Source organism: Geminocystis sp. GBBB08 (assembly GCF_016743215.1).
Lineage (GTDB): Bacteria > Cyanobacteriota > Cyanobacteriia > Cyanobacteriales > Cyanobacteriaceae > Geminocystis.
Genome location: NZ_VRZC01000064.1, coordinates 1 through 19,555, shown reverse-complemented (window position 1 = coordinate 19,555; position 19,555 = coordinate 1). Strand labels below are relative to the sequence as shown.

Here is a 19,555-nt window from a genome sequence, read left to right as displayed (position 1 = left end):
TAGTTTATTGATTATTTCATTCCGTCTTAAACCTTTTCCAGTAGCCTTGTCAGTTTCATTAGTTAAGTTGAGTGCATAGTTATAAAACCAACGACAACAACCGAAAGACTTAGCGAGTAAGACTTTTTGCTCAGGTGTTGGGTAAATTCGGTAACGATACGCTTTTAACATTTAATTAACACTTTGACAACTCAGTTTTTATAGTAACATATATTTTTAAGAATGGTAACAAAATTAAGAAATAGAAAGCCGTTCTAGAAGGACAGGGTTTTAAACCCAAAATTTTGATAACAAATTTATTTAACTGCGAAATAACCGAGTGTATAATTGCTCATGTTCAATACTAGCTAAACATAAACCCCAACTGCAACTGGATAATTCTTCATCTTTTAAAGATAAAATGACATCAATATTTTTGATTATCTCTTGATTGATATTTAACAATAATTTTTGTCCTTCTGTTTGCCCTAAAGGTATTAATTTTACTCCTACATTGATTAAATTATTAACCCAATTATGAAGATAACCTAATAATAAATATTCTCTTTTTATCTCCCAATTAGCTGTAATAATGCTAAAAGCGATCACATAGTTACAAGGATCATTAAAACTATTAATTACTTGGGATAAAAACTTGTTTTCTGACTCAAAAGAACGGATTAATCTCAATAAACTTTTTCCCATTTGCCAACTTTGTTGCCTTAATTCTGAGGTTTCCCGACTAGCACTAAACCAATTATTCCAATATAATAAACCTTGTAAATCTTTCTGTAAATAACAGTTATAAGCTCTAATTATTATGGCTAATTCTATTCTAATAGAACCATATTTTAACTCATTTACTAACCATTTATTTAAGGTTTTACTATCAATAATTTTCTTTTTTTCTACTAAAGTTTCCAAACCTTCAGAGTAACTATAAGCCCCTAAAGGTAAACTAGAATTACACAGTTGTAATAGTAATAATAATGTTTCTGACATTAACCTTTATAATAAGAATTATCTCGCAAAGAAAGGTGCAAAGAAAAGTGCAAAGGAATATCAGGATTTATTCTCTTAATTTTTTATCTCCTATGGATAACTTTTTTACTTCACTAAATCTTAAATTAAATCTGCTTGATGAATAATTACCGCTAAAAATGCTGAAAAAAGTGTAATTCCCGTTGCAACTAAAGGATTTTGCCCTTGACTTACCGCAAAAGAAGTAATAATTCCAGCACCGATAGCTGCCGTTAAACCTGCACTAACTAAATCTTTTTCTTGGTTATTATTCATTATTTTGATCATGTTGATAATTTTTCCTTAGTTGAAATTTAAAATAACATTTTCTTTTCCCGTCAATAACCTTTTTTAAAAAAGATTCATATTTTGCTATATTTCTTAATATTAGTTTTTCTGAAAAATTAATAAGCTAGGAAAGCATCTAAGTCGTCTCGTAAGGATAAGTAATAAGTAATAAGTAATAAGTAATAAGTAATAAGTTTTTATCACCAGAGTAACAAGAGGCTTAAGCCCTTTGCCTTGTTAAGAATTAGTAAAAAATCTAAGTTAAATGCGTCTTAGCTTACCAAAGATTTTTAGTTATAATAAGCCTCGATACCGAATAAATAATTGAAGAATTAACCATGACCCTAAAGCTACTTTTAAAGCTACTAAAATATTTAATAAAGGAATAATACCACCACTAAGCAACGTTCCGAAATTCCCTTGAGGTAATTCTATTCCCATTAAAGTTATACCAGCTAAAAAAATGAATATTATCAGAATTATTTTTTCCCATCTACTAATACGATATCGATGATAAATATTTTCCATTAATTCCACCGAAGATGTAATCAAAATTAAGCCAATTGCAGTACCACCAGCAACTCCTGCGGCAAATCCTCCCCCCGGAGTTAAATGCCCTCTTATAGCTAATTCTATACCCACAAGGGAGGTAATCATAGCGGCTAAACGTGCTAAAATTATAGAAGGTTCATCGGTGAATTGATAAATAATACTAGAAGGTTTTTCATTGCTTAATAAATATTTTACTCCTAAAATGGCGATCGTAAATACCACTACTTCAAAAATTGTGTCATAAAGACGATTACGAAAAAGAACCCCTGATATTGCATTCGGTACTCCTGTATCATTGACAATCATTTTGACTATGGAAATTTCTGCTAATTCTAGCTGTGGATTAGGAATAATTAAGATTTTAAAAAATAATAATACTCCGGCTATTAAATATATAATCTTCATTAACTTTTCTCTTTATTTTCCTTTAAGTAAACATCAGTTAAATCATCCATAGATTTATTTTTTTCTTTTTCAATTATTTCATATAATCTTGGAATTCTAATCACACTTTCATAAAGTTTTTCAGAGGATGAATTTACTTCATTTTCTCTCAAAAAACAAATACCATGAATTTCTTGCTCCATTAAGGCTTTTTCTAAACTATTTTTATCTTCATAATCTACTAATTCTAATCGTAAATAATATTTAGCAATGATTGATTTAAAATTGTCTATTAAAGTTGAAAATAATGCTTCTTTTTCTGTTATATTTTCCTGACTATGAAGAGTTGATAAATCTTTTTTTAATACACCTAAACGCATCACTAAAGATGATCTTACCGCAATCACATACAATGAAATAGCTAATAATGTCCCCATTAACGCTTCTGTTAAGGCTACATCTGCAGCACCTAATAACCCATAAACTAAAGTGGCGATCGCACCTAGCATCCCTCGAATAATTAAAGCATCAAACGGATTAACTTGAATTACCAAGAAAAAAGCCGATAAAGGCAATAAAGCAACAATGAGATAAAGAGTAAAATCAGGATTATTCATTGATATTTTGACGATCACTTGAACAATAAGCGAAAACATAACCTAACATAGTATTCCAAATAGCCAAAGAAATAATTGCTAAAATTAATAAAGGCCATTCTTTAGGAATCTTCCATAATAATCCCACAACTATCGCCATTGATCCTAGAGTATCAGAAATTGAAAGACCGTGAAGTTTATAAACAGGAGAACGTTTACTTAATAAATAAAATGTACCATATAACCAAAAAATTAAACCAAATATAATCAAAAAGTTACTCATATAAGTCTTAAGAATTAGGAATATTTAACTAAGTATCAGTACAAAATAAATTATCTATAGCAATCCTAAATGATTCGTGGCAAAATAAGGACTACAAATTTAAAGGCAAGGAGTTTAAACCCCTTGTTAAATAATAGGTAAAACATTATTTCCTATCTTTAAATATTTCACAACTGATTTAGTATTGCTATATTATTATCCCATCACAAATCATAAATCACCTTATTACCTATTACTTCATGTTATTACCATCACCGTTGAAAAAAGGAGATTCTTTATTAGCTATCGCACCTAGTGGTACTCTTAGAGACAAAGAAAAAATAAAATTTGAAGAAGGTGTGGAAATTTGGCACAAAAATGGCTATAAAATCATTTTAGAAGAAAATTATCAAGATAGAGAAGGCTATTTAGCAGGAAAAGACGAAATCCGTCGTCAAGCCTTACATAAAGCGTGGACAAATCCTCAATATAAAGGTATTCTTTGTGTTAGAGGTGGTTATGGTGGTGCAAGATTACTCGAAAATTGGCAATGGGAAACCATACCACAACCAAAATGGTTAATTGGCTTTTCTGACATTACTAGCCTTTTATGGAGTTTATATAACGAAAAAATTATTAGTATTCACGGTGCAGTTTTAACTACTATATCTCAAGAACCAGATTGGTCTTTAAAACGCTTATTTGACTATGTTGAAGGAAAACCATTATTACCCCTCCACGGCCATAGCTTCAAGGGGGGTAAAGCTCAAGGAAGACTCTTAAGTGCAAATTTAACCGTTGCAACTCATCTTTTGGGAACATCTCTATGTCCGAAATTTGATAATGTTATTTTAGCCTTAGAAGATGTGCAAGAAGCACCTTATCGTCTTGATAGAATGTTAACTCAATGGCGGTTAATGGGGATTTTTCATCGGGTAAAGGGGATTATTTTAGGAAGATTTAGCGGTTGTAATCCTTCTGATGGTATCCCTAGTTGGAATGTTAATGAAGTTTTATGCGATCGCCTATTAGATTTTAATATCCCAATTATAAGCGATTTACCCTTTGGTCATGACGGCGTTAATGCTTGTTTACCTGTCGGCGGGTTGGTAGAAATTGACGGCGATGAAGGGATGATTAAATTTATTGATACTGTGGCTACCTCATAAGTTATAGCTTACTGGTAAAATATGCTATAAATAGTTAGAAATACCTAGAATTTTTTAGCGTTATGGTAACTCTTAGTTTATCTCCCCAAGTTGAAAATCGTTTGTCAATCTTAGCTCATGAATTAGGTAAAAAAGAAGAAGAATTATTACAAGATGCTATCATTAGTTACCTAGAAGATTTAGAAGACATTAGGGATGCTGAATATCGGTTAAATAATCCTGAGTCTTACTTAACTCTTGATGAATTGGAGAAAAGCCTTGATTTGAAAGATTAACATTGATTCACGAATTAAAAAGGAATTAAAAAAGCTCGATAAAGTTGCCCAAAAACGGATTATTGCTTATTTAAGAGAAGAAATAGCGATTCAAGAAAACCCTCTTTTATTCGGTAAAGGATTACAAGGCAATAAGCAAGGATTATGGCGTTATCGTGTGGGTGATTATCGAGTTATCTGTAGAATTTTAGACGATGAATTAATTATCTTAGTTGTTAAAGTAGGCCATCGTAAAAATGTTTATCTTGATTAAATATCTGGTAAAAATAAAAAACTAAATCAATTCTTATTACCATTGCAAGAGTGCATCGTTGCCCGAATTCGCAAAAGTTGTCTATTGAGGTAAATATTTATCCTTGAGCTTTTTTTTGATTAACTTAAGAAAAACTGATTAATAATGAAAGTGACAATATTTGATTCACTAACACTTATCAATCATGACAGAAATTAACTGGCAAAAACTGCAAAATGGCTCTGATATTCGAGGAGTTGCTTTAACTGGAGTTGAAGGAGAAGATGTTAACCTTACCCCTGATATTATCGCTATTATCGCTAAGGCTTTTGCCCTCTGGTTAAGTCAACAAAAACAAAAACCTACTTCTGACTTAATTATTTCTATCGGTAGAGATAGTCGCTTGTCAGGGGAAATTTTGATGAATGCCTCTATAAATGCGATCGCTAGTTTAGGGGTGACGGTGTATGATTTTGCCATGGCTTCCACTCCAGCAATGTTTATGAGTACTATTACTGATGGTTATAAATGTGACGGGGCAATTATGTTAACCGCTAGTCATCTTCCCTTTAATCGTAACGGCTTGAAGTTTTTTACAGAAAAAGGAGGTTTAGAAAAACAAGATATTACCGCCATTCTTACTATTGCCGAGAAAGGAGAGTTTCCGACAGTTAAAGAAAAAGGTAACATCGAAAAACGTGATTTTATGTTGGTTTATGCCAACCAATTTGTCACCAAAATTAGAAAATCTGTCAATCATCCTCAACATTATGACACTCCTTTACAAGGCTTAAAAATTATTGTTGATGCTGGAAATGGTGCAGGAGGTTTTTATGCCACAAAAGTCCTTCAACCTTTAGGGGCAAATATCGAAGATAGTCAATTTTTAGAGCCTGATGGCACTTTTCCTAATCATATTCCCAACCCTGAAAATAAGGAAGCTATGAAGAGTATTTCTCAGGCAGTCATTGATAATCAAGCTGATTTTGGTATTATATTTGATACTGATGTTGATCGTAGTGCCGCCGTTGATAGTTACGGAAAAGAGTTAAATCGAAATAAATTAATTGCCTTAATTAGTGCCATCATTTTAAAAGAACATCCTTCTAGTACGATTGTCACTGACTCCATCACTTCCGATGGTTTAACGGAGTTTATCGAAAAAGAATTAAAAGGAAAACATCACCGTTTTAAACGAGGTTATAAAAATGTCATTAATGAGTCTTTACGATTAAATCAAGAAGGTGTAGAATCGTGGTTAGCTATCGAAACATCAGGACACGCTGCCCTAAAAGAAAATTATTTTCTCGATGATGGTGCTTATTTAGTCACTAAACTATTAATCGAATTAGCCAAATTAAAGTTAGAAGATAAGTCTTTAATTGACTTAATTAGTAAACTTAAAGAGCCGGTAGAAAGTGAAGAATTTAGATTAATAATTAACACCGAAAAATTTAAAGATTATGGAACTAAAGTTATTGAAAAATTAACTGAATTTAGTGCTAATCAATCAGACTGGAATATTATTCCTAATAATTATGAAGGTATAAGGGTTTCCTGTCAATCAGAGTCAGAACAAGGCTGGTTTTTATTACGTTTATCTCTTCATGATCCAGTATTACCTTTAAATGTTGAAACAAATATTAAGGGAGGAATTGAGCAAATAACAAGTCGTTTATGGGCATTCTTTGCTCAATTTGAGCCGTTAAAATTAAGTTGATTGATGAATTAATGCCTGACTTTTTCTGTAGTATTAAGAGTACGATACCTAAGTTTGACATAAAATTCAGTTTTTTAATATTTTTTATTTTCAAAAAGTCATTAGGTGTTTTTTCTGTTATAATGAATAAATTACTTATTACTTATTAACTTCCGGCCCCCTCCTTGGGGGCTGTTTCATTGCCTGATAGTTTGCTGATAAATGTCAGGTAATTATGATTAATTCCTAATTCCTAATTAAAACCCCTAATATCCGTTATTGATTAATCAATTTCAATAGAAGTAGGTTGATTATCGTTACCTCCACCAAAATTGCTACTGCTAGATTTATCCACCGGTTGACGATAGTCAGCATAAAGACGATCTCGCCACTGAAAAAAAGACTCATAAGCACTATTATCCCCTAATCCAGGGATACCTATACCTTCAACATCGATGGGTATATCAAAATAGGCAACCGGAGGAAATTTAACGATAGTGGTTAAAGCAGCTACGGTGAAATCTGCTAAGGTTGGTTTATCACCTACTAGATAAAGTTGATTTTGCAAAATTAAAGTTAACGCCTCTAAATCACGTTTTAAAGTTTTTTCTCCTACTTTTAAAATATCTGTACCTAAGGTAAGACCTATACCTATAGCATTAAAGACTTCAGAGGGAAAGGCGGTAACAAAAGTTTTGAAAATATCAGGGGTATTTTTCGGTAAAAAAGAAGTACGAAAATTGGGATAATGATTTAATGCACCCATAAACGCCTTACGCCCATTTAAACCTAAAGATTGATCTGCCCATTCTTCTATTAATAAACATTGTCCTCTAGTTATACCATCAGTAGGAATTAAAGGTTTTTCTGGATATTTACTATCTAAATATAAAGCGATCTCTGTGGAATCGGCAATGTAAGTATCACCATCTTTTAATACTGGAACTTGTCTTTGTCCTGAAACCTTGAAAACTTCTAGTTGTCCGATACCCGGAGTTACTTCGATTTTTTTATACTCTAATCCTTTATAGTCGAGAATAAACCTAACTTTTTCAGAAAATTGTGATAATTCAAATTGATACAGTTCTAACATCAACTAACCTCGATTGTTATAAAACTTAACATTTCTACTTTAGCCTTTTTTTGAAGAATTATGGAGTTATCCTCAAAATTATTAACTCAAACGATGATTTTCAAACCAACTGTGTAATAATTCTCGACAGGCTTTTTCTTGAATACCAGCAAATACTTGTAAAGAATGATTAGAAGCAAAACTATCAGGAAGATTCATCACCGTGCGAATAGAGCCTGTTTTAAAATCATCTATCCCATAAACTAGAGTCTTCAAACGAGAGTTAATTATTGCACCAGCACACATCATACAAGGCTCAAGAGTTACATATAAAGTACAGTTCTTTAAACGCCAACTACCCAAATTTTGACAAGCCTCACGAATGGCAATTATTTCAGCATGGGCAGTACAATCTTGCTCTCTTTCTTTCCGATTATAAGCCTCTGCGATTAAATTATCATCACCATCAATAATTAATGCACCAACAGGAATTTCACCTTGATTTCCAGCTTGTTGAGCCAAAATTAAAGCCTGATTTATCCAATATTGATGACGTTTTAATTCCATCTATCTATGGTTAATTACTGATGCGATTAAGTAAAAGTAAAGAAGTCACGATTCCCGCAAAATGAGCCCCGATGGTGTTAGTATTAGCTTGAATGATTAATAAATCTAAAGAATTAACAAATTGTTGAGGATTAGAGCCAATAAACTGCGGTGATAAAGTCAAAAGTTTTGCTAAAGCTAAACCCACTAAAGTTTCAGCACCAATTAAGGCAAAAAGCATTCCCACTAGATTAAAAATTAAACCAAACTTAATTAATCCTATGGTTTCCGATTTTTTTGGGCGCATAGCTGGATCTCGATTTTCAATTCTTTTACCAATTTTGCCATAGCGAAAAGATGTATATAGTGCCACAATTAAAAGAACGATACTAATAAAAGCGGAAACAATACCAAATTGAACATTTTGAACATTTTGTTCTGTTTTAAATAAAGCTGGAGTAGCAAATAAAAGGGTAACGGTAGAAATAATCCCTAAAATTAACTGTAGCCAAAAACTCCAAAATCCCCACAGTTGCAAGTTTTTTGATACTTTTTCTACGGCAGGAGGCAAAGAGGGAGCAAGTTCTGAATCTCTAGTCATGGTATAAGTTATAGATAGTAATAAGTTAATTTTTTAGGTTCTATTACTTTGAGTATGATAAATTATCTCTTAAAAAAGCTGTCAGGTTTTAGGTGTTAGGTGTTAGGTTAAATAAAAACTGTTAATCTTAATTTGATTCCCCTAAGAACTTTTACGAATACTTTGTGCAACCCTAAGTAGAAGAGATACAATTAAGTTTGTTTAAATATGTAATTATTTTTTTATGGAAGAAACGTTACTAAAATCATTAGTCTGGACTAATTATAAATTATTTATTTTATTCTGTTTAATTTTACCCTTAATTCTTTCTATTTGGGGATTATTTGCTCAAATTCCTTCTATCGGGCGTTTATTGGTGATTTTTTGGCGTGTCGCTAGTTTAATGGCTATTGCTATTTATCTATTGATTCCCGTGTGGCAAGTGGGATATTTAGCTTGGTTTTTAGCCCATATATTTGTTGTTATCAGTCTCTGGTTTTGGGTTGATATTAATGACGAAATTAGGGATTTACCAAAAACTCCTTTAAGATTGACTGTGACGATATGGCGTTGGGCGATCACTTTTTATGGTATTATTAGTGCCATCGCTTTTATTCCTTTCTTACCCTGTACTTTTTCTGCCGATGCTAGTGTTGAAATTTCCTGTCGAGTATGGTTAGAAGCACCTTGGCATTTTAAAACTTGGTTTCACCCTAATGTTACCCCCGGATTCTTAGGATTTTTAGGAATGACAGGGCTGATTATTTATAGTATTTACCTTTTCTACTTTTTAAGTTTTCGACTGATTAAACAAGGTAGAATTGCTTTGCAACAGTAAAACTCTTAACTAGGGGTGCGTCAAAAAGTTTTTTTTTGATGAGGGTAGCTATTAGCAGTCAGCTATCAGTTTAAATGACCAAAAATCAAATATTTAGCTTAGTAGTATTATTAAGTTATGTAAGTTTTTGTTTCAAAATCAAGTCAAAAATGCCTAGTTTTTCCACAAAAATTGTCAAATTTATGAGGAATGAGAAGAAGTGAGGAGACGAGGAGAGGAGGAAAAGAAAAAATTATCTAATCACTATTTACTATCTAATCACTAATCACTATTCCCTGACACAAGTATATTTTCATGATTACTATTCAACAACTAGAAACTTATAGTCAACAACATCCTCAAGAAGTTTTAATTATTAAAGCCAGAGATAATGAGGAAGAAATCGAAATTATCATTTTTAAAGGTTTTTCTAGTAATTTAAGGGGTGCAACGGAATTTGATCCTGATTTACCGATCTTATCATCTACTGCTCAGATTATCACTATCGATCGCCTAGTTAGCCCTTATAATCCCAGTAATCCCCATTATATTCAATGTGACTTAAAAGCATCAGAGTTTTTATCATTATTAAATTTTTAATCTCGCAAAGGCGCAAAGACGCAAAGATTTTTACTAGGAAATATTTTATAATACGAGAATCTTCAGTAAACTAAAAACCCTCCTAACCGAAAATAACCCTATCATGACTACAGAAACAATCATTAACCCCGTCAATCAACTTATTCTTGCAGTAGAAAAAGCCGAATCAGCACCTCAACTATTGGATGCTGTCACCGAATTAGCAAATTTTCAATCCCCAGAAGCTATACCTACTTTAATTCAAGTCTTAGGCTATAACAACCCAGGGGCTGCCGTTGCTGCTACGGAAGGTTTAATTGCTTTAGGAGAATGTGCCATTGAGCCATTATTAAGAAGTTTGGATCAATACAATTATGGTGCAAGAGCTTGGGCTGTGAGGGTATTCGCCGGAATTGGTGATATTCGTGCCTTAGATTTATTAATCAACACCGCTATTAATGACTTTTCCTTAAGTGTCAGACGGGCAGCAACAAAAGGTTTGGGTAGTTTGCAATGGCATCAATTACCCTCAGCCAAAATTATTACTACTCAAACTCAAATATTAGACACTCTTTTAATTACTATCAATGACGGTGAATGGGTAGTGCGTTATGCCTCTATTGTTTCTCTCGAAAATTTATATCAAGCCATTGATATTAGTCATGAATATTTACTTAATAAAATTGAAGAAAAATTAAAGCAAATAATCACTGAAGATGTCGAAATTGCTATCCAAAGTCGTGGTAAACTAGCATTAAAAAAAATAGATAATAAAGAATATTTAATATGAGTCATTCTACCGATATTAAAGCTTTAGCAAGATTAATGGCAGCAGATTTTAGTAATCAACAACAATCTTTTGAAAATCCACCTTTTTTTGCTCATATTCGAGTTTGTATGCGCCCATTATCAGAATCTTTATTAGGTGGTACAACTTTATTTTTAGAACAAGCCTACAATTTTTTACTAAGCCAACCTTATCGTTTAAGAGTATTTAAAATTCAAATAGTAGATGATCATTTAGAATTAGAACATTATAAACTAAAAGAGGAAAAAGAGTTTTATGGTGCTTCCAGAAATCTTGAAAAACTTAAACAATTAACGATCGATCATCTCGAAAAAATGAACGGTTGTGATATGATAGCTCACTGGAATCATGATCATTTTCAAGGTTATATTAAACCCGGAAAAGCCTGTATAGTTGTTAGAAATAATAAAGAATCTTATCTTGATAACAGTTTTGAAATTAACGAAGAAAAATTAATTAGTTTTGATAGAGGACGAGATCCAAACACAGATGAAATTTTGTGGGGGTCATTAGCAGGACCTTTTCATTTTACTAGAATAGATAGTTTCGCTGATGAAGTGTAAATAATTAGGAATTAGGAATTAGGAATTACGGGCAAGATGCCTGTTTTACCACCCCATCACCCCATCACTAATTCAATGAATTTGATTGATAAAAATAACCCATTATTAGCGAAAATTTTTGAGACTATTAATAATTCTCCTGAAAAAATAATAACTTTTGCTGAATATATGAATTTGTGTTTATATGATCCAGAATATGGTTATTATAACTCAGCTAAAATTATTATCGGTAATCAAGGTGATTTTTTTACTTCTTCTTCTTTATCTTCAGATTTCGGTGAATTATTAGCAATTCAACTAGAAGAATTTTGGCAAGTTTTAGGTAAACCTTCTAACTTTAAATTAGTAGAAATGGGGGCAGGAAATGGTAATTTAGCTCTAACAATTATTAACTATCTGTTTAATCATTACCCTAATTTTGCTTCTAACATTGAGTATATTATTATTGAAAAATCTCAGACTTTAAAAGTTAAACAACAACAGTTATTCTCAGATAATTTAGCTAATACTATTCAAATAAAGTGGGAAGATTGGGATTCTATTCCTGATAACTCTATTATTGGTTGTTTTTTTAGTAATGAATTAGTCGATGCAATGCCTGTTCATTTAATCAGATATTCTCACAAAAAACTAGAGGAAATTTATCTCACTGAAAAAGGGAATCAGTTATTAATCAAATATGATTCTCTCTCCAGTCAAGACATATATAATTATTTTGAGATACTAGATATTAATTTTGATAAAAATATCTATCCTGACGATTATCATACAGAAGTAAATTTAAACGCTATTGATTGGCTTTCCCAAGTATTTACTAAATTAAAACAAGGTTATTTATTGACTATAGACTATGGTTATACCGCCAAAAAATATTATCATCCTCAACGTAGTCAAGGCACGTTAAAATGTTATTATCAACATCGTCATCATCATAATCCTTATGTCAATATTGGTAGTCAGGATATTACTTCCCATGTCAATTTTACGGCTTTGGAAAAATATGGAGAATTGTTAGGTTTAAGTAATTTAGCATACACAAAACAAGCCTTATTTTTAATGAGTTTAGGATTAGGCGATCGCCTTTCTGAATTATCTGATGGTAAAATGTCTTTAAGGAAAATATTGCAACGGCGAGAAGAATTACATAATTTAATTAATCCTGAAGGTTTAGGTAACTTTGGTGTTTTATTACAGACTAAAAACCTTACGACAATACAAAGTCAATTTTCTTTACAAGGATTTTATTGAATGGGTATCTCCTCTCTAACTCTTAATGATCAATTTTACATTCTACTAATATTTACAGAATATAAATAATCATAACTGCAAATAAAAAGTAAGAGTACAATAAAAGTGAGCATAAAATAAAAATGACTATTTTTAGTCTTTTGATATAACTGAGTGTGCAAATTATTTGTATGTTTTACCATGTGTAAACAAAAATTATACTTAATATTTTATAAGTATTGTAAATTATTATAGCAATCACCTAATCAGTTATAAGAAATCAATTATTAGAAAAAATCGAAGATACCATCTCGTTTCTTCCCTTTTCCCTCTTGCGATAAGATAATTCTCACAACTCATAACTGACTGCTATATTATTAAATTTAAAATAGACAATCTATTTTGCGAATGGTATTTATAAGGTAATTAATAAATTGTTATAGGGGTTGTATGAAAATAAATGAGGAAATAGAAATTCAACATATTATCAAAATTAAATATGGTGATATTCAACAAAATATTATCCTTAAAAATGAAGTTTATTCTATTGGTCGTCATTCTAGCAATGATATAGTTATTCATCATCCTACCATTTCCCGCTATCACTGCTCAATATTACCTGTTAAATATAAAGATAAAAATGAACAAGAATTATTTTGGATTATCGATGGTGATTTAAAAGGAAATCGTAGTGCTAATGGTTTATTTGTTAATGGAAATAAATCTTTATCCCATGAATTAAAATCAGGAGATAGAATTACTATTGGGGGAAATGACGTTGAACTTATCTATTCCATTTCTTGCTCTAATAGTGATGAAGAAATAACCATTCCTCAAACTTATTTAATGGAAAATTATGGTAATAATGATGATAATGATACTATTTATAAAGAAACACAATGGAAGACTACTTTAGCCTCAAAAGAAGAACAAGAAAATTTTTTTATTCAAGAAATACTTTTCATTTTACATAATCAAGATACTAAATTAAATTGCCCTATTTTTATTATTAATTTAGAAGAAAAAATAACTTATACTAATAGTTTTTTTAGAGATAAATTTCCAAATTTTAGAGAAGAGTTTAAGACTAATCTTTTTGTCAAAAATCTTTGGGAAGAATTAAAAAATGCAGGTAAAGATTTTTGTGTCAGAGAAATAAAGTATAAAGATGAAAATTATACCCAATATGCTCATTATATTGAAGATAAAAGTCAAATTAAAAGTTACATTTTTTCCTTCAGTCAGCGAGATAAAGTTGAAAAAGCATTGAGAGAAAATGAAGAAAAATATCGTGCAGTAGTTCGTCAAATTTCTGAAGGAATTATTTTAGTTGATCCTGTTACTAAACATATTATTGAAGCTAATCAAGCCTATTGTAGTTTAATTGGCTATTCTAATCAAGAAAGTCTCTCTATAAAATTATATGATTTAGTGGCGGCCGATGCAGATATTATTGATAGTATCGTCAAAAAAGTCCAAAAAAATCGCCTTAATTTAACTCAAGAATCTATCCATCGCGATCATAACGGAAGTTTAATTCATGTAGAAGTTAATATTAGTACCATTTATTATAGTGCCAAAGAATTTATTTGTTTTGCTGTTCGTGATATTACTGAAAGAAAATTAGCTGAGGAAATGTTACGTTATCAAGCCTGTCACGATTTATTGACAGAATTAGGCAATCGTAACTTATTCAATGAACAATTATATAAGGCCATCGCCCGTGCCGAAAGATATAAATCTCAATTTGGAATTATGTTTATCGACTTAGATAGATTTAAGAATATTAATGACACATTAGGTCATGATATAGGAGATAAATTTTTACAGGCTGTGGCACAAAGACTCAAACAATGTTTACGAAGTGCTGACTTAATCGCTCGTTGGGGGGGAGATGAATTTACAATTTTACTATCAGAAATCAAACACCCCGATGATGTTTCCATTGTCGCTGAGAGAATTTTCTACTCTCTTACAAAACCTTTTCAAGTTATGGAATATCAAATATATGGGCATTTAAGCATTGGTATTGCCATTTATCCCCAAGACGGAAACACCTTAGATATTTTACTCAAAAACGCTGATATAGCCTTATATCGAATGAAAGATCAAGGAGGTAATGACTATCAATATTATAACCCTTCTATGAACCAGAAAAAAACTGAATTATTGCGCATGGAAGCATACTTATACGAAGCTATTAAAAATAATCAACTTGAATTATATTATCAACCACAAATCAACGTCAAAACTGGGAAAATAGTAGGCATGGAAGCCTTAATTCGTTGGCAACATCCAATTTTAGGTAGAGTGTCACCTGCTCAATTTATTCCCATAGCCGAACAAACAGGCTTAATAAAATCTATCGGTGAATGGGTATTATTTACCGCTTGTCAACAGAATAAAAAATGGCAAAATTAAGGTTTACCACCCTTAAAAATAGCCGTCAATTTATCCCCTCGACAATTTCAACAACAAAATTTAGTTACTCGTTTCAGGGATATATTAAAACAAACAGAATTAAATCCTCAATATTTAGAATTAGAGATAACAGAAAGCAGTATTATAGAACATCCCGACTTAACAAAACATATACTTAATCAATTAATAGACTTAGGAATTTCTATTTCTATGGATGATTTTGGTTCTGGTTATTCTTCTTTAGGATACCTCAAAAAATTTCCTTTTAACAAAATAAAAATAGACCAAAGTTTTGTTCGAGAATTAAAAAATGAACCAGAAGATTTAGCTATTATTTCCGCCGTTATTACTTTAGGAAAAGGCTTTAATTTAGAAGTAGTAGCAGAAGGAATTGAAACGTTAGAACAATTAAAGTTATTAAAAGAATTACAGTGTGACATGATGCAAGGATATTATTTCAGTCACCCTTTACCTGTAGAAGAGGCCACTAATTTTATTGAATCTATCTCTCAACAAGAATTATCTTTTTAGTATTAATCTGTATCAAATTAAGCCCCAGGAAAACATTTTCTTAAGAAATTTATGGCCACGCTAGAAGTATCTTTTTGAGCCAATTCTAAAGATTCCGTGACGATTTTTGTCATCTCTATATCAGGAAAATAAAGACTATTATTTGCTATAACATAATTACCTATTTCTAAATGATAAATAAGAAGTTGATTTTTTTTATAAATCCAAACTTCAGGAATTTTATAAGGAAGATAATCATTAATATCAGTATAGCTAGTGACATCAATTTCTAACACTAAATCTGGAGAAGGTTCATTATCCCAATCAATACGATCTTTTCCTACCGCTACTTGCCAATTATGGATATAAAAACTATAATCAGGCTCAATACCGCTTATTTCAGGTAAACTCATGGTCATAGGAGTAAACGCTTCATATTTTTTTCCGAAATAATCCAGTAATACTTTGATTATATCAGCGATAAGATTAGCTTCTAGTCCATGTTTAGGTAAAGGTGACATTAATAATATTTCTCCGTCTCTATATTTAATCCGTGGGTTAGCTTTTTCTCCTCTTTGCTTTATTAATATTTCATAGTCTTTCCATTGTCCAAGAGTTTTAACAAATGTACCAGCAGATAAAGTTAGTTTTTGGGGAGTAACAACGGTAATCATAATGAGTAATGAGTAATAAGTAATGAAGAATTAAACTAAGCTTTTTACACTGGCTAAAAAAATATAGTTGGCTAAGGGCATAATTTGATCAAAAAACTACTGCCCTGTGGTCCTTTAAATCTTAAACTCGATTTAGCCAATTAATCACATCCTCAAAAGATTTAAAATCAAATAAATTTTCTGCCAATAATTCTAATTCCTCAATAGCTAAAATTTTGAGCCGAGATTTAAGATTCTCCGAAACTTCCCCAAAACGCTTTCTCAATTGACGAGTGATTAAGGCGATTGCTTCTAATTTTTCACCTTGTCGAAGTCCTTGTTGAAGTCCTTGTTGAAGTCCTTGTTGAAGTCCTTGTTGAAGTCCTAACTCAAGCCCCTCTGCAACCCCTTCTCTAATAATTCTTCGATAGGTGACAGACTCTTTTAAAATATCATCGTGTAAATACATTTTGATTAATTCCTCCGAATAATTAATACCAGCTAATAACTCCACACAAGCGGCGATGTTACTTTTTTGTCTTATATCCTTTATATTAGATACCTTTTCGGCCACCTGAGATAATAATACTTCGGGTTCTTTGCTATGAGCTAAAACCGCTAATGGTAATAATTCAGGTATTTCTAACAAAGGCTGTGCGTCACATTCCCAAATTCTGACTACTCGATAAGAATGAGTTGTCTTACCTACATGAAAACTATCTTCAAATACTTTTGGAGAAGTATCAGGGCGTAAGAAAATTATTACTTGTTCAATTTCGTAATTTTGTTGATAAAGTTTATAGATTCTGTAAAGTCGTACCCAATAATCCAACATTCTTAAAGGTAAAGGAGGATCTGATTTAGGCGCAGTTTGAAATTCTAAATGAATAATTTTTTGTCCTACTTGCAAAAAGAAGACACCATCTGCTCTAATGGGTTCAACATTTAATTCACTATTTAACATTTTTATCGGTTCGTCTATTGGGCGATCGAATAACCAAGTTAAAATTGGTTTTGTGTATTGATCAATTACGAATTTTAAAATGCTATCATAACTCATTTTTCACTTAAATTACACCTCAGAATAAATATGATTTTATCAAATATTTTAAAAAGAAAAATTAAACTTAAATAACAATAAAATCACCAAAAACAAAGAAAGTAATCAAAATTTACAAAATAGTACCGTCTCATGATAAGATTTGTAACAGTAATTTCCAGAGAATCTAGCACTCAAAGTGATTAACTCCGACTCTACTCCTATGACAATCATCCCTCAAACTACTGAAGTTGAGAATAATGCACCAGAAAGAAAAGAAGATTCCATGAAAGAGTTTTATCAACTCCGTAATAATCTTTTGCTAGGTACTATTGTAGTTGCTTTCTTCTGCTTTATTTTAGTTTGGTATTTTTATAACTTAAATATGAGCCTAAATTACTTATTAGGGGCTTGTTTTAGCTTAGTATATGTGAGGATGTTAGCACGGGAAGTAGAACAAGTAGGAACGTCAAAAAAACGTATTGGCGGTACACGACTTGCTATATTTATCGGTTTAATTATTGTTGCGACTCAAAGGGAACAATTACAAGTGATTCCGATTTTTCTCGGTTTCATGACTTACAAAGCCACTATTCTTTTTTATATTTTACCCCGTAGTTTTTTGGGGAATCTAAATAAATCAGAAAAAAATGGCTAATTTTATGATAAATTGTCAAAGATTCCTAAAATCAGGAAAAATCTTGTTCAATGGAACTTGCAAATACAATAAACTTACTCAACTCTGTTAACTTAGCTGCCATCGAAGTTGGCGAACACTTTTACTGGGAGATCGGTAAATACAAAGTACACGGACAAGTATTTCTCGTCTCTTGGTTCGTAATCGGTGTTCTCATTCTTCTTTCCTTCGCAGCTACTCGAAATGTCCAAAGAATTCCGACGGGGTTCCAAAATTTTATGGAATACGTCCTTGATTTCTTGCGTGGTTTAGCTAAAGATCAAATCGGTGAAAAAGAATATCGCCCTTGGGTACCTTTTATCGGCACATTATTCTTATTTATATTTGTGTCTAACTGGTCTGGTGCTTTAATTCCTTGGAAGTTGATCGAAATCCCCGAAGGAGAATTGTCCGCTCCTACTGTTGACATCAACACCACCGTAGCATTTGCGTTATTAACATCCTTAGCTTATTTTTATGCGGGGATAAGCAAAAAAGGCTTAGGCTACTTTGCTGACTATGCTCAACCTTCCCCTATCATGGTGCCTTTCCGTGCCATAGAAGACTTTACTCGCCCTCTTTCCCTAAGTTTCCGTTTATTCGGTAACATCTTAGCGGACGAATTGGCAGTAGGGGTATTGGTTTTATTAGTGCCTTTAATTGTTCCTTTACCCTTGATGATCTTAGGTTTATTTACCAGTGCCATCCAAGCGTTAATCTTCGCTACCTTAGCGGCATCCTATATCGGAGAGGCGATGGAAAGTCACGGAGAAGAACATCACGAATAAGCAGGTTGGGTTGAGAAACCAAACCGAACAGAATCTCGAGCAAAATTTGATGTTAAAACCTAAGTCAGAAAAATCAGAAAACTGACTATCATAAAAACCCAAAATATAGTTAAATACTTTTTGGGATGAAATTAATGACCATTGTGTGATTAACTATCATAAGAGAAAGATTACTCAATTCCTTCTCTGATCAAAACCAAGAAACTAAATTTTTTGTTGTAATAAATTAATTAAAAGGAAAAAGAAAGAATTATGGATTCATCTTTAGTAACTGCTGCTTCTGTTGTTGCCGCCGGTTTAGCTGTAGGTTTAGGTGCAATAGGACCTGGTATTGGTCAAGGTACTGCCGCCGGTCAAGCAGTAGAAGGTATTGCCCGCCAACCCGAAGCAGAAGGTAAAATTCGTGCTACCTTACTTCTTAGTTTAGCGTTCATGGAAGCGTTAACTATTTACGGTTTAGTTATCGCTTTAATCTTATTGTTTGCTAATCCTTTCGCCTAATAATTAAGTTAATTAGATCTAGGATAACCTAAAGCAAAAATTCAGGTATTAGGTTTTAGGTTTTTCCCTTGGAAAATCTCTATGGCCTAAAGCCTAAGTACTGAATAAAATAAACAATTGCAGTAATATTTCTAAGCATAATTGCAGATTAGAAAAACGGAACAAATAAATTCTGCCCCTAAGTCAAATTATGATGACACAATGGATTTTATTGGCGGTTGAAACCGCAGAAGGGGGATTGTTTGATTTTGATGCCACGTTGCCTTTAATGGCAATTCAGTTTTTACTATTGGCAACAATACTCAACGCCCTGTTATAC

General features: G+C 31.9%; 23 protein-coding genes and 2 pseudogenes. 14 read left to right on the top strand and 11 right to left on the bottom strand.

The window, feature by feature from the left end; genetic code table 11:
• From FWJ34_RS10155 to FWJ34_RS10130, 6 genes are all read right to left on the bottom strand, one after another.
• The coding region (locus FWJ34_RS10155) for a helix-turn-helix domain-containing protein (RefSeq protein WP_308255203.1) at positions 1-171 on the bottom strand (171 nt) is incomplete at its 3' end.
• Between the two features lie 129 nt (positions 172-300).
• Positions 301-981 (bottom strand): urease accessory protein UreF, encoded by a 681-nt coding sequence (locus tag FWJ34_RS10150; protein WP_308255200.1) that lies wholly within the window; start codon positions 979-981, stop codon positions 301-303.
• A 120-nt stretch (positions 982-1,101) separates the two neighbouring features.
• Positions 1,102-1,275, bottom strand: a complete 174-nt coding sequence (locus FWJ34_RS10145) for a hypothetical protein (protein ID WP_308255199.1) — start codon at positions 1,273-1,275, stop codon at positions 1,102-1,104.
• Positions 1,276-1,581: 306 nt separating this feature from the next.
• On the bottom strand, positions 1,582-2,244 hold the full coding sequence (locus tag FWJ34_RS10140) for a Na(+)/H(+) antiporter subunit B (protein ID WP_308255198.1): 663 nt from the start codon (positions 2,242-2,244) through the stop codon (positions 1,582-1,584).
• Positions 2,244-2,840 carry a DUF4040 domain-containing protein gene (locus FWJ34_RS10135; protein ID WP_308255197.1) on the bottom strand — a complete coding sequence of 199 codons (597 nt, stop codon included), beginning with the start codon at positions 2,838-2,840 and terminating at the stop codon, positions 2,244-2,246. Before FWJ34_RS10135 ends, FWJ34_RS10140 begins: the two co-directional genes overlap by 1 nt.
• Positions 2,833-3,102, bottom strand: a complete 270-nt coding sequence (locus tag FWJ34_RS10130; protein WP_308255196.1) for a monovalent cation/H(+) antiporter subunit G — start codon at positions 3,100-3,102, stop codon at positions 2,833-2,835. Before FWJ34_RS10130 ends, FWJ34_RS10135 begins: the two co-directional genes overlap by 8 nt.
• A 239-nt stretch (positions 3,103-3,341) precedes the next feature.
• Between FWJ34_RS10130 and FWJ34_RS10125 the strand changes: the two genes are divergently transcribed.
• The 4 genes from FWJ34_RS10125 (at position 3,342) to FWJ34_RS10110 (ending at position 6,477) form a co-directional block, all read left to right on the top strand.
• Positions 3,342-4,250 carry an LD-carboxypeptidase gene (locus tag FWJ34_RS10125; RefSeq protein ID WP_308255195.1) on the top strand — a complete coding sequence of 303 codons (909 nt, stop codon included), beginning with the start codon at positions 3,342-3,344 and terminating at the stop codon, positions 4,248-4,250.
• 62 nt (positions 4,251-4,312) lie between these two features.
• Complete coding sequence (locus FWJ34_RS10120) at positions 4,313-4,525, top strand: CopG family transcriptional regulator (RefSeq protein ID WP_308255194.1); 213 nt, start codon at positions 4,313-4,315, stop codon at positions 4,523-4,525.
• On the top strand, positions 4,521-4,778 hold the full coding sequence (locus FWJ34_RS10115; protein WP_308255202.1) for a type II toxin-antitoxin system RelE/ParE family toxin: 258 nt from the start codon (positions 4,521-4,523) through the stop codon (positions 4,776-4,778). Before FWJ34_RS10120 ends, FWJ34_RS10115 begins: the two co-directional genes overlap by 5 nt.
• A 184-nt stretch (positions 4,779-4,962) precedes the next feature.
• Positions 4,963-6,477 carry a phosphomannomutase/phosphoglucomutase gene (locus tag FWJ34_RS10110; protein ID WP_308255193.1) on the top strand — a complete coding sequence of 505 codons (1,515 nt, stop codon included), beginning with the start codon at positions 4,963-4,965 and terminating at the stop codon, positions 6,475-6,477.
• Between the two features lie 262 nt (positions 6,478-6,739).
• Here the strand turns inward: FWJ34_RS10110 and FWJ34_RS10105 are convergent, their stop codons facing one another.
• The 3 genes from FWJ34_RS10105 to FWJ34_RS10095 form a co-directional block, all read right to left on the bottom strand.
• Positions 6,740-7,549, bottom strand: coding sequence for a glutathione S-transferase family protein (locus FWJ34_RS10105; RefSeq protein ID WP_308255192.1), 810 nt, complete (start codon positions 7,547-7,549; stop codon positions 6,740-6,742).
• An 81-nt stretch (positions 7,550-7,630) separates the two neighbouring features.
• Positions 7,631-8,095, bottom strand: coding sequence for a tRNA adenosine(34) deaminase TadA (tadA, locus tag FWJ34_RS10100; protein ID WP_308255191.1), 465 nt, complete (start codon positions 8,093-8,095; stop codon positions 7,631-7,633).
• Between the two features lie 10 nt (positions 8,096-8,105).
• Positions 8,106-8,675: a DUF3611 family protein gene (locus FWJ34_RS10095; RefSeq protein ID WP_308255190.1), complete on the bottom strand. Its 570-nt coding sequence runs from the start codon at positions 8,673-8,675 to the stop codon at positions 8,106-8,108.
• A 223-nt stretch (positions 8,676-8,898) separates the two neighbouring features.
• Here FWJ34_RS10095 and FWJ34_RS10090 point away from each other — a divergent pair, with 223 nt between their 5' ends.
• The 6 genes and pseudogenes from FWJ34_RS10090 (at position 8,899) to FWJ34_RS10065 (ending at position 15,600) form a co-directional block, all read left to right on the top strand.
• A complete protein-coding gene (locus FWJ34_RS10090) occupies positions 8,899-9,492 on the top strand; it encodes a DUF3177 family protein (RefSeq protein WP_308255189.1) in 594 nt (197 codons plus the stop codon).
• 294 nt (positions 9,493-9,786) lie between these two features.
• Entirely contained in the window at positions 9,787-10,071 is a 285-nt protein-coding gene (locus FWJ34_RS10085; RefSeq protein ID WP_308255188.1) for a hypothetical protein, read from the top strand.
• 103 nt (positions 10,072-10,174) lie between these two features.
• On the top strand, positions 10,175-10,840 hold the full coding sequence (locus tag FWJ34_RS10080; RefSeq protein ID WP_308255187.1) for a HEAT repeat domain-containing protein: 666 nt from the start codon (positions 10,175-10,177) through the stop codon (positions 10,838-10,840).
• Positions 10,837-11,421, top strand: a complete 585-nt coding sequence (locus tag FWJ34_RS10075; protein WP_308255186.1) for a chromophore lyase CpcT/CpeT — start codon at positions 10,837-10,839, stop codon at positions 11,419-11,421. The genes FWJ34_RS10080 and FWJ34_RS10075 overlap by 4 nt, the downstream gene beginning before the upstream one ends.
• Before the next feature lie 75 nt (positions 11,422-11,496).
• Positions 11,497-12,669: a class I SAM-dependent methyltransferase gene (locus FWJ34_RS10070; RefSeq protein WP_396231828.1), complete on the top strand. Its 1,173-nt coding sequence runs from the start codon at positions 11,497-11,499 to the stop codon at positions 12,667-12,669.
• 429 nt (positions 12,670-13,098) lie between these two features.
• Positions 13,099-15,600: pseudogene (locus FWJ34_RS10065) on the top strand (EAL domain-containing protein).
• Positions 15,601-15,617: 17 nt separating this feature from the next.
• Here FWJ34_RS10065 and FWJ34_RS10060 read toward each other — a convergent pair.
• On the bottom strand, positions 15,618-16,253 hold the full coding sequence (locus tag FWJ34_RS10060; RefSeq protein WP_308255184.1) for a Uma2 family endonuclease: 636 nt from the start codon (positions 16,251-16,253) through the stop codon (positions 15,618-15,620).
• 121 nt (positions 16,254-16,374) lie between these two features.
• Complete coding sequence (locus FWJ34_RS10055) at positions 16,375-17,292, bottom strand: DUF4351 domain-containing protein (RefSeq protein WP_308255183.1); 918 nt, start codon at positions 17,290-17,292, stop codon at positions 16,375-16,377.
• Between the two features lie 265 nt (positions 17,293-17,557).
• On the opposite strand from FWJ34_RS10055, the gene FWJ34_RS10050 reads away from it, so the two are divergent.
• The 4 genes and pseudogenes from FWJ34_RS10050 to FWJ34_RS10035 form a co-directional block, all read left to right on the top strand.
• Positions 17,558-17,929 (top strand): ATP synthase subunit I, encoded by a 372-nt coding sequence (locus tag FWJ34_RS10050; RefSeq protein ID WP_308255201.1) that lies wholly within the window; start codon positions 17,558-17,560, stop codon positions 17,927-17,929.
• Between the two features lie 50 nt (positions 17,930-17,979).
• Entirely contained in the window at positions 17,980-18,735 is a 756-nt protein-coding gene (atpB, locus tag FWJ34_RS10045) for a F0F1 ATP synthase subunit A (RefSeq protein ID WP_308255182.1), read from the top strand.
• Positions 18,736-18,987: 252 nt separating this feature from the next.
• On the top strand, positions 18,988-19,236 hold the full coding sequence (atpE, locus tag FWJ34_RS10040; RefSeq protein WP_308255181.1) for an ATP synthase F0 subunit C: 249 nt from the start codon (positions 18,988-18,990) through the stop codon (positions 19,234-19,236).
• 193 nt (positions 19,237-19,429) lie between these two features.
• Positions 19,430-19,555, top strand: a pseudogene (locus FWJ34_RS10035) (F0F1 ATP synthase subunit B'); the annotation flags it as partial.

Bases quoted from the DNA above. Each gene is read 5' to 3' on its own strand.
- FWJ34_RS10150 (WP_308255200.1), bottom strand. From the start codon at position 981: ATGTCAGAAACATTATTATTACTATTACAACTGTGTAATTCTAGTTTA.
- FWJ34_RS10145 (WP_308255199.1), bottom strand. From the start codon at position 1,275: ATGAATAATAACCAAGAAAAAGATTTAGTTAGTGCAGGTTTAACGGCA.
- FWJ34_RS10140 (WP_308255198.1), bottom strand. From the start codon at position 2,244: ATGAAGATTATATATTTAATAGCCGGAGTATTATTATTTTTTAAAATC.
- FWJ34_RS10135 (WP_308255197.1), bottom strand. From the start codon at position 2,840: ATGAATAATCCTGATTTTACTCTTTATCTCATTGTTGCTTTATTGCCT.
- FWJ34_RS10130 (WP_308255196.1), bottom strand. From the start codon at position 3,102: ATGAGTAACTTTTTGATTATATTTGGTTTAATTTTTTGGTTATATGGT.
- FWJ34_RS10125 (WP_308255195.1), top strand. From the start codon at position 3,342: ATGTTATTACCATCACCGTTGAAAAAAGGAGATTCTTTATTAGCTATC.
- FWJ34_RS10120 (WP_308255194.1), top strand. From the start codon at position 4,313: ATGGTAACTCTTAGTTTATCTCCCCAAGTTGAAAATCGTTTGTCAATC.
- FWJ34_RS10110 (WP_308255193.1), top strand. From the start codon at position 4,963: ATGACAGAAATTAACTGGCAAAAACTGCAAAATGGCTCTGATATTCGA.
- FWJ34_RS10105 (WP_308255192.1), bottom strand. From the start codon at position 7,549: ATGTTAGAACTGTATCAATTTGAATTATCACAATTTTCTGAAAAAGTT.
- tadA (WP_308255191.1), bottom strand. From the start codon at position 8,095: ATGGAATTAAAACGTCATCAATATTGGATAAATCAGGCTTTAATTTTG.
- FWJ34_RS10095 (WP_308255190.1), bottom strand. From the start codon at position 8,675: ATGACTAGAGATTCAGAACTTGCTCCCTCTTTGCCTCCTGCCGTAGAA.
- FWJ34_RS10090 (WP_308255189.1), top strand. From the start codon at position 8,899: ATGGAAGAAACGTTACTAAAATCATTAGTCTGGACTAATTATAAATTA.
- FWJ34_RS10085 (WP_308255188.1), top strand. From the start codon at position 9,787: ATGATTACTATTCAACAACTAGAAACTTATAGTCAACAACATCCTCAA.
- FWJ34_RS10080 (WP_308255187.1), top strand. From the start codon at position 10,175: ATGACTACAGAAACAATCATTAACCCCGTCAATCAACTTATTCTTGCA.
- FWJ34_RS10075 (WP_308255186.1), top strand. From the start codon at position 10,837: ATGAGTCATTCTACCGATATTAAAGCTTTAGCAAGATTAATGGCAGCA.
- FWJ34_RS10070 (WP_396231828.1), top strand. From the start codon at position 11,497: ATGAATTTGATTGATAAAAATAACCCATTATTAGCGAAAATTTTTGAG.
- FWJ34_RS10060 (WP_308255184.1), bottom strand. From the start codon at position 16,253: ATGATTACCGTTGTTACTCCCCAAAAACTAACTTTATCTGCTGGTACA.
- FWJ34_RS10055 (WP_308255183.1), bottom strand. From the start codon at position 17,292: ATGAGTTATGATAGCATTTTAAAATTCGTAATTGATCAATACACAAAA.
- FWJ34_RS10050 (WP_308255201.1), top strand. From the start codon at position 17,558: ATGAAAGAGTTTTATCAACTCCGTAATAATCTTTTGCTAGGTACTATT.
- atpB (WP_308255182.1), top strand. From the start codon at position 17,980: ATGGAACTTGCAAATACAATAAACTTACTCAACTCTGTTAACTTAGCT.
- atpE (WP_308255181.1), top strand. From the start codon at position 18,988: ATGGATTCATCTTTAGTAACTGCTGCTTCTGTTGTTGCCGCCGGTTTA.